Here is a 14,268-nt window from a genome sequence, read left to right on the forward strand (position 1 = left end):
TTTCTTTTACGACTTCTTTTAATGTTTGTTTGCACATATCTACAATTCCGTTGTTTTGTTTGTAGTTAACTCAGTTAGTTGGTTTTGGTATCGTTTGGTAAACCATCCAATTTATTTGGATAAAGATCGGGTCTAAGTTGGTGTGGTGAAATTTCCCACCCTCCCATTTTGCAGAGCTGAATTACACGTTCCGCTGGTACTTTGTTATTTTTAATCCAATTAAAAACTGATTGAGGGGAATTGAAGCCGAATAAGCGCGAGACAGATGACGGGACGCCTACGGCTCTAATAGCTCTCTCTGTAATATTTTCTTTATTCATTTTTCTTCTCCGATTAAGAATAAACAAATACTACTTAAAGTAGAGATAATAAGCAACTTAAAATAGAAATGACAATACTTAAAGTGCGAGATAAACTTCTACTTATGGTAGAAAATACAAAATACAGTGATTTCGCTAAGCGACTTACTGAGCGTATGAGAGATGCTGGTGTTGATGTTAAGCAACTATCTGAGAATGTTGGTGTTTCCTATGAAATGGCTCGACGTTATACGCTTGGAACAGCAAAGCCTAGAGATGACAAAATGGAACAAGTAGCAAATACAGTACATTCCACGCCTGTTTATCTCGATTATGGCGTTGATATATATGGAAGCTTTGGCGAAGAACAAGAAAAAGACACGGTCACAGTGAGGCAAATCGAAGCATTTGCATCTGCTGGGAATGGTTACGTTAATAATCCCTTCCCTGAGATAATTCGTTCCATAGAAATCCCTAAAGAAAGGGTTTATGAACTTTTTGGTAGAAACAGCCTTGATGGTGTAGTAATTATAAACGCTGATGGCGACAGTATGTCACCAACATTAAACCCGAAAGACTTGCTCTTTGTAGATACCAAGATTGAACAGTTCACTGGTGATGGTATTTATGTCTTTAACTTTGAAGGTTCTACATTTATCAAAAGATTACAAAGGGTTAAAGGTAGAAAACTAGCCGTCATGTCTGATAATGAGTTTTACCCGCCCTTTTATATTGAAGATCATGAAATGCATGAGCTGTATTTCCATGGAAAGCTAATTCGAAGTTTGCCCATGTCATTAAAACAATTCGCATAATTTAGAAAACCAGCAATTGCTGGTTTTATTTTGTCTTTATTTTCTACTTTTAGTTGTTGACAATATCTACTTTTAGTTGCATTCTTATTTCACGTAAGGAATAGGAGAAACTCATGCAAACCAATTCAAATGAACCAATCGTTACTTTCAGTGTGCCAATGTCGCAGGATGATGTGCGCGAGTGGATACTAGCAAAGGCTAAATTGATTAATCGCCTTAAGCAATTACAGACTGACCGTGATAACAAGCAAGCTGAACTCGAAAAACTCGATGATGAAATTGCAGAATGCTTGGATATGTGTGCAGTTACTGTTAGTGCTTAACTGAATTCAATTGTGTGGAGTTCTGGCTATGTCGAATAAAGCAGATAAAACAACAGGAAATATTATTGAGTTGAAAATTAACGGTGACACTGTGTGTTATTTGAGAACCGATGTTGCAGTAGCTGCGGATTACTTGTCATTTATCGCAAAAACTACTGAAGTCTTAATGCTGGATAGAAATTCTTTAGAACTAGAAGCAAATGCGTTCGGAAAAACTATCCAACATGGTTACAGTGCATTCCCAACAGTTAATGCTTCTTCCCTTGAGGCGATTGAATCTCGGACTTTTCAAGGGTCTCAAGATGTTTTTGGAGGTCAGAAATGATCCCCCTAACAACAGCAGGACTTAAGGCAAAGAAATTAGTTTCTTGAGCCTGGTCTAAGGACTGCATTGGCGAGGATAGATACTGTAGTTTCATAACTAAAGAATCATATCCTTTTAAAGGTCCAATTTGGTAGCCAGATATAGGAAATACAGGGATATCATCTTTCTTAGACATATTTAAACCTTATTGTTATTGCGGAATAACAATAATACCACAGCCGCCTGATGTGGCTAAATAATCAGGCAACCTTATTAACTGTGTGGAGTGTTTAGTATGGGAATGCTTATTTTAACTCGTCGAGTCGGTGAAACTTTAATGATTGGTGATGATATTAAAGTCACTGTTTTGGGTCTGAATGGTAACCAAGTGCGGATTGGTATTGAAGCCCCAAAAGATGTTGCTGTACATCGTGAAGAAATTTATCAGCGTATCTTAGCTGAAAATAGTATTGCCACTGCTAGTGATTGACCCTTGTAGTTTTTGGCGGTGTTGTGCCGCCCTTTTTCATAATACATAAGGCCACTGATATTCAGTGTTCATACTAGGTAAATATATTCATTATTTGTCAGTGGTCTTATTTATTATGTGTGGAGTTAATTATATTTGAGGAAAAAACAAATGAAACGTTTTCCAATTACTAGCTGTGTTATTTTTAAAGCTGAATTACCCAGCGCTGACGTTTTAGAAAATCATTTAAAAGAATTACTCTTTGTTGATATTTTAGAGTCACATTCTATTAGCTATGGTTTTATTCCGAATAAAATCACAGGTGAATTAGTTACGCCAATTGAAGGTGGCTATATTATTACTTTTCGTATTGATGAAAAGATACTTCCGAAAGCAGCTATCGCATTTGAAGTAAATAGACGCATTGAGAAATTGAAAGAACAAGGTATCGATGATTTTCTTGAAGCTGAACTAAAGCATATTGCAATAGAAGAAATGCTAAAGGTCGCTTTAACTAAAACAAAAATCATCACTGCTCTTTACCATGTTAAAAAAGGTTTCCTGTTTGTGTCCACAACGCGAAAGCCAGACCACCAAGCGCTATTAGGCAGTTTGGTGAAAGCTTGCGGTACTGTAAAAACTGAAACTTTTCACATTGATGATGCAAAAAATGGAATTACAACACGGTTATCTAACCACATTGATAACCAACCACCAGCAGAGTGCTTTGGTCATGACCTTTATCCCGGAAATTTCCTTTTGCTACAACGTAAGCTTGATAAAAAGCTAGAGACCCTAAAATATGATGCTGAACTTAATTTAATTCGTGAGCAAGTTAAAGATTCAATTGATAGTCATTTTAAAGTTTGTTTAATTGAATTAAGTACCTTTGATATTAGCTTTAAGCTCACAGATGATTTTGACTTTAAAAATATCAAACCATTAGTAGAAATTGACTGTGACGGAGATAGAGTTTTTCGCTATCGACACACAAACGCAGTATTTATGTTTCACATGGTTAATACAATTGAGCTATTGATTGAATTATTAAAATACAAAGAAGAATCAGAGTAACTATTTAACCAACACCAAGGAATTTAATTCTCTTTATTAAGAGACGGACTCTTATTATCTAAACTTTGTGTGGAGTATTAATTATGTCAAATGAAATTAAATTTGATGCAGATATATTGCTCGAATCAGTTAACGCCCATGGTGCTGATGGCCATGTTTACAATGACACAAAAAAACGCTTCTTTAATGGCGCTCAAATACATACATCACCAGTAGTTAATATCGATACTTATTTAACTGATGGTTATATACAAACAGTTAATTCAGTTTACAGAATTATTGTGTAGGGGGTGCATATGTCTATTAAACCTGAATTAGTAGAACGCGACGAAAATGGCTACTGGGCTCATTCTCAAATTCCTGTAAGTGAAGATATTGAATTTTTAAAACAGTGGTTTGATAACAACTGTCTTGAAATTTGCGGTGTCTGTATGGATGGAGATATTGATGAAAGTCACCCAACATTCAAACGCTATTTTATAGATGGTGATTGCGATATCTCAGGGTGGGTACCGAGCAAACCGCAAGGTGATGGTTGGTTTATCGGTGGTATTTTTGAATCAGAAGATGGCCCTGTTTGTTCATGGCTAAGACCAGATGTAGCAAAACTAAAGGCGAAATTCATCAAAGCGCATAAGGAAGCTGAAAAAGCTGCATTTGAATATTTCTGCGCCTGTGATGTTGGTGATGAACGGGTCCAAGCTAGTGAGGTTTATGAGCGCATTAGAACTGCTACACGCATAGGTGGCTGACATGAAGAAAAAAATACAAGTTGCTTGTGATTATCAAGGTTATGACTTCGGCGCTCACTATATTGATAGTCAATGTATTGATGGTTATCTGTGGGATTTGGATGCTTGTGATGGTAGTGGAAATTTATACGAACCAATAGAAACTATTCCATGCCCTAAATGTAACTCAGATGCATGGTTAAAAAATTATCGCTGGTTGTTTATCAATGATGGCGCTAACCATGGCTGTACAGGTTTGCCATTCAACAAAATTGGACGCCTATATATTAACGAGGAAATTAGAGCCAAGCCCGGCGCAGTTAAGAAAATATACCGCTGGTTAAAGCGTGGTTATTACTATGGATTAAAGAATCGCCACTAGCTCGCAGGGATGCAATGAAAAAAACCGCCGACTTAGACGGTATAATTACTACAAGGGAATTAATCATTAAATGAAGCTTACACGTGGCTTCGATAACCAAATTACACTAATACAAACAAATAGATACTTTTATTTGGATAATTCGCAAAAAAAATGCCGCCACGGAGCGGACGGCAAGGGATTGTCTAGATATGTTTATAGTTTCTCTGTGTAAGCAATTTAAGAATAGTTAAGCCATGGAATTTAGCAAGGAAGTAGATAAAAAAAAGCCGACACAGGGAGAATCGGCGAAAGTTGCACAGCTTGTTATTAATCTTTCGGGCTTAAGTGTAGGTGATGATTAAATATTTGCCATGAAAAGTTTTAATCCTAGCGATTAAATGGATGCAATGAAGAGGAATGAATATGAGTAAGCAGATGGTTTTAGTTGCAAGGACAAATAAGGTTGGCTCTGATTCTGAAACTGGTTTAGGAATGACCGAGGCTGAATGGAACCAATTAACTGAATCTGAGCAAGGTGTAATTATTAGCGATGCAATAGAGTCGCTTATTGATTACTGGGTACAACCTGAAGATTAAAGGTGGAGTGATGGATAAATCAAGACAGCAATTTGAAGCGGAAATAAAGTCACTTAGCGACCCGTCAGAATTTGAATTAAAACTTAAACGTGCAAATAACGGATCAAATTACGCTGACCAATATGTAGATTTAATGTGGATTAGTTGGCAAGCATCACGAGAGAGTTTAATTAATAGCTTACCAGAAAGCATTAATTGCCCTACCGCACCAGAATTAATATGGCTACAGGTTGCCCCTGAACCAGAGGAGATAAATAAACCTGTATATCCAGTTAATTTATATAGCGGCGATGTAACTTGGAGGTCGAGCAGGGAGTTCCCAACTGACACCTTATATGTTCGGGCGGATTTTTTATTTCAATCCGTAAAACAATGCTAAAAGTATCAGAACTGAAAGCATGATTATAGCCAAAGCACCAATGAGACAGCTAATGCCTCTAAATAGACAAGATGCCACATCAACCCAGGTTGTATTTTTTCTATTACGTCTCATTTTAGCCTCCTTGGCACAAGTTACTAAATTAAATAACTGTAATTTTAATATACACCCCATAGATAAGGACTAGCAATGAAATATAAACACTTAATGGTGAGCATTATCCACCAGCATTTAATTAAACCAGTTAACGACGATATTTAATATTTAAATCTGTATGCGGCAGATGTGGAGATAATTATGTCTAGAGGAAAACTTATGAAAGCTAGCGCATGGGCCAAAAGAGAATTCGAGGATGGTTCAATACCCGATAATAGAACCATAAAACGCTGGGTAACGATTGGTGAAGTGCGAGGAAAGATCGTTGATGGCGCGGCTTGGGTTTATTCTTCAGAAAAGTGGGGTGTTGAGTCTGATATTGCATCATGCGTAAGTGATTTAATAAGGGCTTCATAAAATGAAAGGCAGACCGCGTAAAAGAGAGTTCAGGCATTTGCCTGACTTTCTTTACTATGATAAAGCTGAGAAACAATATCGCTTTACACTAGTTAATGGCGTCAGAAGAAGAATAGGCGCTGATAAAGCTAGGGCAATTGCGATAGCCAGAGAATATAACAATATAATGCGTCCTGAGAGTGCTGTTTCAGTCAAATCATTAATTGTTGATTCTGGCGGCACAAACGGCGAATCTCTGCCATTTTCCGAGCATCTGAATAAATTGTTTGCTCGAATGGTGAATGATGAACAGCCATCGGAAAGCACCCTTAGCGATTGGACTAAAGATCTAGAAAGGGTTAAGGCTTATTTCAATGATATCACACCAATTGAGGTAACACTTGAGCATGTGAACGGGTTCATTAATGAATTTCATGCTGAAGCTTCCGCGAACGTTCAAAATAGAAAAGTTGGCTTTCTAAAGAAAATATTCAGTTATGCAATGGATGAATCATTAATGCTAGATAATCCTGCAGAACGTAAGAAAATGAAACGTGTCGATGGGAAAAAACGCCGCCGCCTATCTTATGATGACTTTCTTAAAATCCGTGCATCAGCTGAACCTTGGTTACGAACAGCTATGGATTTAGCTTTACAGACAACACAAGCTAGACTTGAAGTTTCTCGTATTAAATACAACATCAAAGCCCCAAAAGCTAATACCTGCAGCTGCGTTTGGTTTGATGAAGAAAAAGACGGCATTTATGGCATGATCTACATACATCGCCAAAAAGTTCAGCACAAAGAAGCATCACATGTAGCAATACCTATTGGAAAAAAACTAAAAGAAATAATTGATAACAGTCGTGACAGTGTAGCCAGTCCTTACATCGTGCATAGACTACCAATTCGATTGCCGAATAAAATCAGCAAAGAAGTTAATCACCCTACCCAAGTGGCCCCTGATTATCTTAGTCGTGCTTTTTCATCACTCAGGGATCGTGTTGGTGTTGCTGCTAATTTACCACAAGATGAAAGACCGACGTTTCATGAAATTAGGGCATTGGCTGCATTTATGTTTAAGCAACGCGGGTTTGATCCTCAGGCACGTATGGCCCACAGTGATGCTGAATCAACAAAAATTTATACCGAAAATCATGTTGATTGGATTGAAGTGCCGCACTGTGAAATAGCTTAAATGGCCGGGTAAAAGTCGACTTAACTAATTGATGTATATAATGCAAGTTTTGCATATTAAGCACTGTTTGCATGAACAGTCGATGGGTTTATTTTCCTTTTAAATCAATGTGGTTTATAGCTTGCTATCGGGGTCATGGGGTGTCGGGGGTCGTAGGTTCAAATCCTATCATGCCGACCAAAATTCCCTAAGAAAACCAACCTGTTATGGTTGGTTTTTTTGTATGTGTAATTTTAAAAAGGTAAAATGACGGTAAAACCACGGTAAAATCCCAGCCAATTTCCTAGCTTTTAACCACTGGCAATTCATCAACGTTTGTCGTATATGCGGACAACATTTCTCTTTTCATCTTGTATACGCTATTTACTACTCTTACTAACAAACAGTCATTACACATACCTGTCAATTACTAACCATGGTTATATTTCCCATAGTCACTAGTACTATTGTGTGCGTTATACCAACAACAGTCCTTAGCGATTCATAGAACCATAATAAATCGCCTTGTGATGTGTATTAAACTTTACCAAAACATAAGATTTTAATTATGATTTTTGAGCACTAATAATAAATATCATTGGTCGCTCTTTTTCCTCATCTAATGTAGGATTTTCTATAATTTGCTCGCATGATGGCCCCCACTCGTCCAGTGCAATTATTTCAAACCCAGCAGAAATTAGTAAGTTAATCCAAGTCGATAATTTTCTGTGCTGCTTCACGACACCATCAGCAAACCAATTGCTAATTCTATTGCCTTCTTGCTGGTACTGATTAACCGGCCAGGCTTTATTACCATACTTATCTGTACACCATTCTTGAATAAGTGGTGCGGTGTATATTGGATGCTCTGCTGAAAAAATCACCCTTCCACCTTGATTTAGAGCTTGATACAACTTAGCTAATAGAGAATAAATATCGACCACATAATGTAGTGCCAGCGAGCTATAGATCAAATCATATTGTTCAGTGGATAAGCTCAACTTTTCCAAGTCAGCACGTAAATAAATTATTGCTGAATCATCTGTCATGGAAATTGCTTTTGTTAGCATTTTTTCTGAGAGGTCAACACCCGTTACCTGTGTTGCCCCTTGAGCCCTAGCCCAACGACAAAACCAACCATAACCACAGCCTAAATCTATAATAGATTTTCCATTTAAATCTGGTAATAACCGTTGTATTGCACTCCATTCTGGTGCACCATTAAGCCCTTTGACTGAGCGAGGCAATGTTGCATAGCCCGCAAAAAAATCAGGATCATCATAAATATTTTGAGACATGGTCTATTCCCACAATAATAAGAAACTTAGGCTATCATATTCTATATTTCTTAATTTTGATAAGAAATAGCACTGTATCGCTTTACAACGACTCAATGATAGTAAAGAGCAAACTTTATGGTAGCTTTTCAGCTAACTGTTTATAATATTAAAAATCAATAGGTTAATAGAAAAATAACTATAATGAACTTATTTTAAGTTTTCATATTAACCTTTTATTTAAACCAACCCTATGCGGTAATATTTTCAAATTAAGACATTTAGCATTGGCAAATAACTGATTAATAATGAAAACTAACTTTAGAGTAGCAACACTAATTGATATAAATGCTATATTTTCCATAGATACCATTGCGACAACAGAACGCTATGAAGACATTATCCGATGGATCGAACAAGGAATATGTTATGTACTGGAAGCCAACAACGAAATATTGGCGTATGGTGTTCTACATTATCATTTCTATTCCCATGCCTTTATAGAGTTATTAATGATAAATAAAAACTATCGTCGGCAAGGCCTTGGTCTCATTTTAATTAATAAACTAAAAATGCAGAGTAAAACCCAAAAAATTTTTACATCTACAAATCAATCAAATACAGCCACTCAACAACTCTTAATAAAAGCTGGCTTTATTCCTAGTGGCTACATTGAAAATTTAGATGATAATGATCCCGAACTTATCTATTGCTATATACCTGATTAAAACCATCTACATGGTGAACTATAATAGCGCTTTATTCATCACAACCGTTTGCAAGGTGCGATTAAATTGCTGATACACTTCTTGAGCTATCACTTCTGGATAGCTTAATACCCTAAGCTTATGAGGTATATTTTCTGGGTAATAACTTGGATGTGCGTGAGCGTATTCGTTTTGCTGAAAACCGCAATGTTGATAAAAAGACCAACGTTTTTGGCTAACTTCATCAATAATGGGGTCTATTTCTAGAATTACTTTACCAACATCATGGCAAAACAGTTTTAATACCTTTTGCCCATAACCTTGCCCTCTTAATATGGGGGAAATAGCAAGGTGCTCAATGTAATAATAATCTTCGATTTTCCAACAACCAATGAAACCAATGAAACCAATAAAAGTGTCATTCTCTTTGAAATTGAGTAAATAATAATCGCTATGATTTAATATTGCCTCTCTTCCTTGGTAGCTTCTTTGTTCATATAACGGAAAAGCGGTGTCATACAACTGGTTAATCATTGCTATCGATTGGCTATCTTCACTTGAAACTCTTAAAGCATGTAACATTTAATCAAAACTCACCCTTATAAAAAATATTATCTAGCATACCTATTTTAAATTTTCTGACAATTATTTATCGTGAATTCATAATATTAACCTTTTGTTTTATCTTGCTATTATTTTTTCACTTCATTCGCTGATAAAAATATTTGTGGCTCTATATTGACTTTTTTACCTAATAGTTCTAAAAATACTGTATATTAATACAGTCTTTACTAGAGGCTATCATGTTACGTATCGAAGTATTATTTGATAAGAACGCTCCACAAAAACCAAGTTCAATTATTTTGCAAGCACTTGAAACTGAGATTTTACGCAAACTTCAAAACCAATATCCTGATATGATAACGCGGGTTGGGTTTAGCTCACAACAACGCGTTAACATCTCTGGAACTAAAATAACGGAAGATAAAATTCGTATTGAAGAGATACTGGAAGAAATATGGATGGATGATGGTTGGATCCCAGAAGAAACAACGGTGGATTAACCTAATACTTAAAGGAATGTTTACCCATTGTGTAACATTCCTTTTTCTTTTACTAAAACTCGTAATTAAACCCAGCCTCATCGACAAAAACACTTCCACTAGCAAGAGAATAAAACTAAGGCAATGCATTGATTATTAAAGAAATTACTTATTTTAAATTTCTCATGTCTAAATTTTACTCGCTATTTATTAATAGATTTTATATCTAAGAAAAGCTTTAATTTCTTTCACTGGGTTTAATTTTTTATTTCCTTCACGAGTTGTTCTAACCTGCGAAATACAGTTATCAACATTCACGCAAGTAGAAACTTCATTTAGCGCTAGAGTTGATAAGCTAACTGAGGGTGAATTATTGAAATCTTTTCCCATAAATATTAAAGCAAGCGCGATTGCTACTATAAATAATGGCACCTCATAAAATGCTTGTTTCATTACCAATGCTCTTATTGTTTGAGTGATGAAATGATAATAAACAATCTATTTCTTTGTACCTTAAAAATGAGTTAAACCAACCTTAAGATATGCTTAAATCTGATTCAAACTTGAACAATGCATATTGTCTGACACTCACTGCCTGCTTATACTTGTTCGTAGAGGTGATAATATGAATATCCTATTAGTCGAAGATGATCTTCAGTTGGGAAAGGCACTATGTCGAGGACTGGAACTGGCAGGCTTTAACCCTTGTTGGGTAAGGCTACTTGCAGACGCAAAATTACAACTTGCCTCCCGTAATTTTGACTTAATGCTCTTGGATTTAGGCTTGCCTGATGGCGATGGCCATGAAGAACTCATTACTTGGCGTAATATGGGGGAAACTATCCCAATAATTATTCTTACAGCAAGAAATCAAATGGATAACCTAGTTTCTAGTTTAGATTCAGGTGCAGATGACTTTTTAACAAAACCATTCGCTATGCCTGAGCTTATTTCTCGAGTAAAAGCAGTTAGCCGCCGTATGGCTGGCTTTTCATCTGAAATATGGCAACTTGGTAACCTGCAATTAAATCCTCTTAATCACCAAGTGACCCTTAATGAACAATTGCTATTGCTCTCCGGGAAAGAATATCTATTACTCTATGAATTAATAAGAAATGCAGATAATGTTGTCAGAAAAACAGATTTAGAACAGCGTCTATTCGGATTAGACGATGTGGAAAGTAACTCTTTAGAGGTTCATATTCATAATTTACGTCGAAAGATAGGTAAAGAGCGTATAATTACTATCCGTGGTATTGGTTATTTATTAAAAAAAGAAGCACCACTAAGTGAAAGTTAAATCATTTTTTATTTATACATTCGGGCTACAAATCAGCTCAGTTATTTTCCTTTGGCTGTTATTAGTTGGTTGGCTACAATTTTTTTATTGGCCTTCAATTCATGATGAATTAAATGAACAACAGAACGTCATCACTCAAGGGTTTGCTAAAACTCTTGATGTGGTTGCTGATAAGCCAGAATATTTCAATAAAATTGCTGATAATCTACAAGAACTTTATTCTACGGCGATGGAAAGTGGTGACGATATTAGTTATCGACCATTTATGATTGTTAGAGATAAACAAGGGAATGTCTATTATCGAAACAGTGACAAGCTACACGTTCCATCGATTAAATCCGTCTCTGAGCTCGCTGTATTACATAAAGACTGGCACTTTACGTCTGCATGGAATGACAACAAAACCTTTGAAGTTGTTATTGCCGAATCTTATAGTGACCGTAAATCTTTATTAGGTAGCCCAGCCGAAGGCACCGCCATCCCTCTCGCTTTTATTTTGGCTATTATGCTGTTAGCAATTTTAATTACTGCTTACTTTAGCCTACGGCCTTTAAGGCAATCTGCAAAACTAATCTCTAGCCGCCAGCCGGGCAATTTAACTCCAATAGAAACGAAAGAACAATATAAAGAAATTAGGCCTATCATTGCAGCAATCAATAACCTTATGTCTCGTGTTGATGCTGCGAATCAACGCGAAAAGCGCTTCATGGCAGATGCTGCACATGAATTACGAACACCGATTGCAGCTGTCATAGCTCAATTACATTTATTAATGCAAATTGACAATCCAAAAGAAAAAGAAGAAATCATTAATGATATGCAAGAGACTTTAAATCGTGCAGCTTCTCTATCACATCAATTAATTGACTTAGCACGCTTAGAAACTGAAGATTTTTTATTAAATAAAGAGCAGGTTGACCTTCCCGTATTAATCAGCCACTTAATATCCTCACATATACCTTACGCCATTAACAAAGACATTGATGTCGAACTACAAAGCCCAAAATCGTTTTATATCCTCACTGATAAACTTGCACTGAGTAATATTTTTACAAATTTGATTGAAAATGCGATTAAATATTGCCCAGAAAAAGGGAAAATAAAAGTTATTTTAAAAAACCTAACTCCATTTGGTGGAACTATTTCTGTTCAAGATAACGGCCGAGGAATTCCAGAAGAAAGCCGTCAACTTATATTTTCTCGTTTTTATCGAGTTCCTGGAACAATGGAAACCGGAAGTGGTTTAGGTTTATCTATCGCTCATAATTTAGCCCATAAAATTGGTGCAGTAATTAGAGTTACTGATGGATTAGACAATCGAGGCATTGGTTTTATTATTGACTTACCCTAAATCTAATTATGTTATTGAGTTAACAGCATTCACTAATTTTTCTAGCTAGAATACACCTTTTATAAGTTAATATACGTACACTTAAAAGAGGCAATAATGTCCAAGGCATTAGTTATTATTGATCTCATTGAAGAGATAATTGGTAAAAATGGCTTATCTAATTCTAGCTATCAACAGACTTGCTCTCGCAAAATCGTTGAAAAAGCCAATCAAGCAGCACAATATGCAAGAAGTCATCATATCCCAGTTATTTGGGTTAAAGTTGGATTTTCAGACAATTACCACGATGTTCCTGCCGGCTCCCCAATGTTTCAGCAAGCCAAAAGCCTTGGTGCCTTAAAATTAAGTGGTAATGGGTGTAATTGGGCTCATGACCTTGAAGTGGCATTTCGTGACCCTGTTATGATTAAAAAAGGTGTTTCTGCGTTTGCAGGAAACCATTTCCATAAATGGCTTACCGAAAATGGCATTACAGAATTGTTTATTGGCGGAGTTAGTACCGTAAAAGCCATTGAAAGTACAGCTCGGCAGGCTCATGACTTAGGGTATTATGTCACCGTACTTGAAGACTTATGTGCCGCTCCAACGCCAGAACTCCACCAGCAAAGTATTCAGGCATTGGATGGAATGGTAACGGTTTCTTCCGTTAAAGAATTTATGCAATTAAAATAACACTTAGATATCTCATGAGATTATTTTAATTTTTGCAAGTATATATCCCGTAGCCGGGTAGCAAGTTTCCCCGGCTTACCTTCCCCAATCAATTGGTTATTCACCATAATAACTGACCAAACTAATGTTGTTGCAGAAGTAATAAAGACTTCTTTTGCTTCTAACATTTCATCAATGCTAAATGGCTTTTCAACAATGTCTATTTCTTGCTCCCGAGCAAGCTGTAAAATTGCTTGGCGGGTAATACCTGACAATATCTTATTACTTAGCCCTCGTGTTTGTATTTGGTTCTGAGGAGTAATAATAAAACAATTACTGGAACTTCCTTCCGTAACATAGCCATTTTTAACAAAAATAGCGTCATCTGCACCTTGTTGCTTAGCGTATTCTTTTGCCATAGAAGCCGCTAATAAGGCGACTGTTTTAATATCACAACGTTGCCAACGAATATCATCGACAGTGATGACTTTTATTCCATATTTAGACTTTTCATTTTCAACAATCTTCGTCTTTTGTGTAAATAAGACCAATGTTGGCTTCGTTTTTTTATCAGGATATAAAAAGTTGCGTTGTCTTGCATTACCGCGAGTCAGTTGTAAATATACAAGCCCTTCCTCTATATTATTTTGTAGAACTAGTTGAAGATGAATTTGCTTTAATTCTGCTAAATCGTAAGGTAATGATAGCTGTAATTCAGTACAAGAACGCTGCAAACGGGCCATATGATGTTCAAAGTCAACTAGCTTACCGTTAATTATTGCTGTCACTTCATATACTGCATCAGCAAATAAAAACCCACGGTCAAAAACAGATACTGATGCTTCTTCTTCAGGTAAAAACTGGCCGTTCACATAAGCAATCATGCGCTGTATTCCTTTATCAATCAAATCATTA

General features: G+C 36.2%; 24 protein-coding genes. 17 read left to right on the forward strand and 7 right to left on the reverse strand.

The genetic code is table 11. The features are described from left to right. Positions 1 to 74 precede the first annotated feature (74 nt). A complete protein-coding gene (locus PSF28_RS13105) occupies positions 75 to 320 on the reverse strand; it encodes a transcriptional regulator (protein WP_217008395.1) in 246 nt (81 codons plus the stop codon). 104 nt (positions 321 to 424) lie between these two features. On the opposite strand from PSF28_RS13105, the gene PSF28_RS13110 reads away from it, so the two are divergent. The 3 genes from PSF28_RS13110 (at position 425) to PSF28_RS13120 (ending at position 1,762) form a co-directional block, all read left to right on the forward strand. Continuing rightward, a complete protein-coding gene (locus PSF28_RS13110; RefSeq protein ID WP_272685173.1) occupies positions 425 to 1,114 on the forward strand; it encodes a LexA family transcriptional regulator in 690 nt (229 codons plus the stop codon). Between the two features lie 113 nt (positions 1,115 to 1,227). Continuing rightward, the gene (locus tag PSF28_RS13115) at positions 1,228 to 1,437 is read left to right on the forward strand and encodes a hypothetical protein (RefSeq protein ID WP_187710597.1); all 210 of its coding nucleotides are present in this window, start codon (positions 1,228 to 1,230) and stop codon (positions 1,435 to 1,437) included. 28 nt (positions 1,438 to 1,465) lie between these two features. Beyond that, positions 1,466 to 1,762 (forward strand): hypothetical protein, encoded by a 297-nt coding sequence (locus tag PSF28_RS13120; RefSeq protein ID WP_272527641.1) that lies wholly within the window; start codon positions 1,466 to 1,468, stop codon positions 1,760 to 1,762. On the opposite strand, the gene PSF28_RS13125 is transcribed toward PSF28_RS13120, so the two are convergent. Continuing rightward, positions 1,686 to 1,937, reverse strand: coding sequence for a bssS family protein (locus PSF28_RS13125; protein ID WP_336297840.1), 252 nt, complete (start codon positions 1,935 to 1,937; stop codon positions 1,686 to 1,688). The genes PSF28_RS13120 and PSF28_RS13125 overlap by 77 nt on opposite strands. Before the next feature lie 105 nt (positions 1,938 to 2,042). Here PSF28_RS13125 and csrA point away from each other — a divergent pair, with 105 nt between their 5' ends. The 9 genes from csrA (at position 2,043) to PSF28_RS13170 (ending at position 7,045) form a co-directional block, all read left to right on the forward strand. Further along, positions 2,043 to 2,231, forward strand: a complete 189-nt coding sequence (csrA, locus tag PSF28_RS13130) for a carbon storage regulator CsrA (protein WP_071548870.1) — start codon at positions 2,043 to 2,045, stop codon at positions 2,229 to 2,231. Between the two features lie 150 nt (positions 2,232 to 2,381). Then, the gene (rdgC, locus tag PSF28_RS13135) at positions 2,382 to 3,284 is read left to right on the forward strand and encodes a recombination-associated protein RdgC (RefSeq protein ID WP_112308310.1); all 903 of its coding nucleotides are present in this window, start codon (positions 2,382 to 2,384) and stop codon (positions 3,282 to 3,284) included. A gap of 83 nt (positions 3,285 to 3,367) precedes the next feature. Next, on the forward strand, positions 3,368 to 3,571 hold the full coding sequence (locus tag PSF28_RS13140) for a hypothetical protein (protein WP_112308309.1): 204 nt from the start codon (positions 3,368 to 3,370) through the stop codon (positions 3,569 to 3,571). Positions 3,572 to 3,580: 9 nt separating this feature from the next. Next, entirely contained in the window at positions 3,581 to 4,036 is a 456-nt protein-coding gene (locus PSF28_RS13145; RefSeq protein WP_112308308.1) for a hypothetical protein, read from the forward strand. A gap of 1 nt (position 4,037) precedes the next feature. Next, positions 4,038 to 4,397 carry a hypothetical protein gene (locus tag PSF28_RS13150; protein WP_272685174.1) on the forward strand — a complete coding sequence of 120 codons (360 nt, stop codon included), beginning with the start codon at positions 4,038 to 4,040 and terminating at the stop codon, positions 4,395 to 4,397. A gap of 405 nt (positions 4,398 to 4,802) precedes the next feature. Continuing rightward, entirely contained in the window at positions 4,803 to 4,976 is a 174-nt protein-coding gene (locus PSF28_RS13155) for a DUF7167 family protein (protein WP_181489727.1), read from the forward strand. A 10-nt stretch (positions 4,977 to 4,986) separates the two neighbouring features. Next, positions 4,987 to 5,355 (forward strand): hypothetical protein, encoded by a 369-nt coding sequence (locus PSF28_RS13160; RefSeq protein WP_112308306.1) that lies wholly within the window; start codon positions 4,987 to 4,989, stop codon positions 5,353 to 5,355. A 297-nt stretch (positions 5,356 to 5,652) separates the two neighbouring features. Further along, entirely contained in the window at positions 5,653 to 5,868 is a 216-nt protein-coding gene (locus tag PSF28_RS13165; protein WP_272685175.1) for a hypothetical protein, read from the forward strand. A 1-nt stretch (position 5,869) separates the two neighbouring features. Further along, entirely contained in the window at positions 5,870 to 7,045 is a 1,176-nt protein-coding gene (locus tag PSF28_RS13170; RefSeq protein ID WP_272685176.1) for a tyrosine-type recombinase/integrase, read from the forward strand. A 283-nt stretch (positions 7,046 to 7,328) separates the two neighbouring features. On the opposite strand, the gene PSF28_RS13175 is transcribed toward PSF28_RS13170, so the two are convergent. Beyond that, positions 7,329 to 7,442, reverse strand: coding sequence for a DUF4113 domain-containing protein (locus tag PSF28_RS13175; protein ID WP_272664796.1), 114 nt, complete (start codon positions 7,440 to 7,442; stop codon positions 7,329 to 7,331). Positions 7,443 to 7,590: 148 nt separating this feature from the next. Further along, positions 7,591 to 8,322 carry a class I SAM-dependent methyltransferase gene (locus tag PSF28_RS13180; protein WP_210840133.1) on the reverse strand — a complete coding sequence of 244 codons (732 nt, stop codon included), beginning with the start codon at positions 8,320 to 8,322 and terminating at the stop codon, positions 7,591 to 7,593. 287 nt (positions 8,323 to 8,609) lie between these two features. On the opposite strand from PSF28_RS13180, the gene PSF28_RS13185 reads away from it, so the two are divergent. Then, on the forward strand, positions 8,610 to 9,029 hold the full coding sequence (locus tag PSF28_RS13185) for a GNAT family N-acetyltransferase (protein ID WP_210836767.1): 420 nt from the start codon (positions 8,610 to 8,612) through the stop codon (positions 9,027 to 9,029). Positions 9,030 to 9,047: 18 nt separating this feature from the next. Here PSF28_RS13185 and PSF28_RS13190 read toward each other — a convergent pair whose 3' ends face one another. Beyond that, complete coding sequence (locus PSF28_RS13190; protein ID WP_272685177.1) at positions 9,048 to 9,590, reverse strand: GNAT family N-acetyltransferase; 543 nt, start codon at positions 9,588 to 9,590, stop codon at positions 9,048 to 9,050. A gap of 221 nt (positions 9,591 to 9,811) precedes the next feature. Here PSF28_RS13190 and PSF28_RS13195 point away from each other — a divergent pair, with 221 nt between their 5' ends. After that, positions 9,812 to 10,072 (forward strand): DinI-like family protein, encoded by a 261-nt coding sequence (locus tag PSF28_RS13195; RefSeq protein ID WP_272685178.1) that lies wholly within the window; start codon positions 9,812 to 9,814, stop codon positions 10,070 to 10,072. 189 nt (positions 10,073 to 10,261) lie between these two features. Here PSF28_RS13195 and PSF28_RS13200 read toward each other — a convergent pair whose 3' ends face one another. Then, complete coding sequence (locus PSF28_RS13200; protein ID WP_210836765.1) at positions 10,262 to 10,504, reverse strand: hypothetical protein; 243 nt, start codon at positions 10,502 to 10,504, stop codon at positions 10,262 to 10,264. 172 nt (positions 10,505 to 10,676) lie between these two features. On the opposite strand from PSF28_RS13200, the gene PSF28_RS13205 reads away from it, so the two are divergent. From PSF28_RS13205 to PSF28_RS13215, 3 genes are all read left to right on the forward strand, one after another. Next, positions 10,677 to 11,351, forward strand: coding sequence for a response regulator (locus PSF28_RS13205; protein ID WP_272685179.1), 675 nt, complete (start codon positions 10,677 to 10,679; stop codon positions 11,349 to 11,351). After that, entirely contained in the window at positions 11,341 to 12,702 is a 1,362-nt protein-coding gene (locus PSF28_RS13210) for a sensor histidine kinase (protein WP_210840320.1), read from the forward strand. The genes PSF28_RS13205 and PSF28_RS13210 overlap by 11 nt, the downstream gene beginning before the upstream one ends. A gap of 96 nt (positions 12,703 to 12,798) precedes the next feature. Further along, positions 12,799 to 13,374, forward strand: coding sequence for a cysteine hydrolase family protein (locus PSF28_RS13215; protein WP_004912122.1), 576 nt, complete (start codon positions 12,799 to 12,801; stop codon positions 13,372 to 13,374). Between the two features lie 20 nt (positions 13,375 to 13,394). On the opposite strand, the gene PSF28_RS13220 is transcribed toward PSF28_RS13215, so the two are convergent. Then, positions 13,395 to 14,237, reverse strand: a complete 843-nt coding sequence (locus tag PSF28_RS13220; RefSeq protein ID WP_210840321.1) for a D-amino-acid transaminase — start codon at positions 14,235 to 14,237, stop codon at positions 13,395 to 13,397. Positions 14,238 to 14,268: the final 31 nt, after the last annotated feature.

The organism is Providencia sp. PROV130 (genome assembly GCF_028482225.1).
In the GTDB taxonomy this organism is placed as follows: Bacteria; Pseudomonadota; Gammaproteobacteria; order Enterobacterales; family Enterobacteriaceae; genus Providencia; species Providencia rettgeri.

Bases quoted from the DNA above. Each gene is read 5' to 3' on its own strand.
- PSF28_RS13105 (WP_217008395.1), bottom strand. From the start codon at position 320: ATGAATAAAGAAAATATTACAGAGAGAGCTATTAGAGCCGTAGGCGTC.
- PSF28_RS13110 (WP_272685173.1), top strand. From the start codon at position 425: ATGGTAGAAAATACAAAATACAGTGATTTCGCTAAGCGACTTACTGAG.
- PSF28_RS13115 (WP_187710597.1), top strand. From the start codon at position 1,228: ATGCAAACCAATTCAAATGAACCAATCGTTACTTTCAGTGTGCCAATG.
- PSF28_RS13120 (WP_272527641.1), top strand. From the start codon at position 1,466: ATGTCGAATAAAGCAGATAAAACAACAGGAAATATTATTGAGTTGAAA.
- PSF28_RS13125 (WP_336297840.1), bottom strand. From the start codon at position 1,937: ATGTCTAAGAAAGATGATATCCCTGTATTTCCTATATCTGGCTACCAA.
- csrA (WP_071548870.1), top strand. From the start codon at position 2,043: ATGCTTATTTTAACTCGTCGAGTCGGTGAAACTTTAATGATTGGTGAT.
- rdgC (WP_112308310.1), top strand. From the start codon at position 2,382: ATGAAACGTTTTCCAATTACTAGCTGTGTTATTTTTAAAGCTGAATTA.
- PSF28_RS13140 (WP_112308309.1), top strand. From the start codon at position 3,368: ATGTCAAATGAAATTAAATTTGATGCAGATATATTGCTCGAATCAGTT.
- PSF28_RS13145 (WP_112308308.1), top strand. From the start codon at position 3,581: ATGTCTATTAAACCTGAATTAGTAGAACGCGACGAAAATGGCTACTGG.
- PSF28_RS13150 (WP_272685174.1), top strand. From the start codon at position 4,038: ATGAAGAAAAAAATACAAGTTGCTTGTGATTATCAAGGTTATGACTTC.
- PSF28_RS13155 (WP_181489727.1), top strand. From the start codon at position 4,803: ATGAGTAAGCAGATGGTTTTAGTTGCAAGGACAAATAAGGTTGGCTCT.
- PSF28_RS13160 (WP_112308306.1), top strand. From the start codon at position 4,987: ATGGATAAATCAAGACAGCAATTTGAAGCGGAAATAAAGTCACTTAGC.
- PSF28_RS13165 (WP_272685175.1), top strand. From the start codon at position 5,653: ATGTCTAGAGGAAAACTTATGAAAGCTAGCGCATGGGCCAAAAGAGAA.
- PSF28_RS13170 (WP_272685176.1), top strand. From the start codon at position 5,870: ATGAAAGGCAGACCGCGTAAAAGAGAGTTCAGGCATTTGCCTGACTTT.
- PSF28_RS13175 (WP_272664796.1), bottom strand. From the start codon at position 7,442: ATGTGTAATGACTGTTTGTTAGTAAGAGTAGTAAATAGCGTATACAAG.
- PSF28_RS13180 (WP_210840133.1), bottom strand. From the start codon at position 8,322: ATGTCTCAAAATATTTATGATGATCCTGATTTTTTTGCGGGCTATGCA.
- PSF28_RS13185 (WP_210836767.1), top strand. From the start codon at position 8,610: ATGAAAACTAACTTTAGAGTAGCAACACTAATTGATATAAATGCTATA.
- PSF28_RS13190 (WP_272685177.1), bottom strand. From the start codon at position 9,590: ATGTTACATGCTTTAAGAGTTTCAAGTGAAGATAGCCAATCGATAGCA.
- PSF28_RS13195 (WP_272685178.1), top strand. From the start codon at position 9,812: ATGTTACGTATCGAAGTATTATTTGATAAGAACGCTCCACAAAAACCA.
- PSF28_RS13200 (WP_210836765.1), bottom strand. From the start codon at position 10,504: ATGAAACAAGCATTTTATGAGGTGCCATTATTTATAGTAGCAATCGCG.
- PSF28_RS13205 (WP_272685179.1), top strand. From the start codon at position 10,677: ATGAATATCCTATTAGTCGAAGATGATCTTCAGTTGGGAAAGGCACTA.
- PSF28_RS13215 (WP_004912122.1), top strand. From the start codon at position 12,799: ATGTCCAAGGCATTAGTTATTATTGATCTCATTGAAGAGATAATTGGT.
- PSF28_RS13220 (WP_210840321.1), bottom strand. From the start codon at position 14,237: ATGATTGCTTATGTGAACGGCCAGTTTTTACCTGAAGAAGAAGCATCA.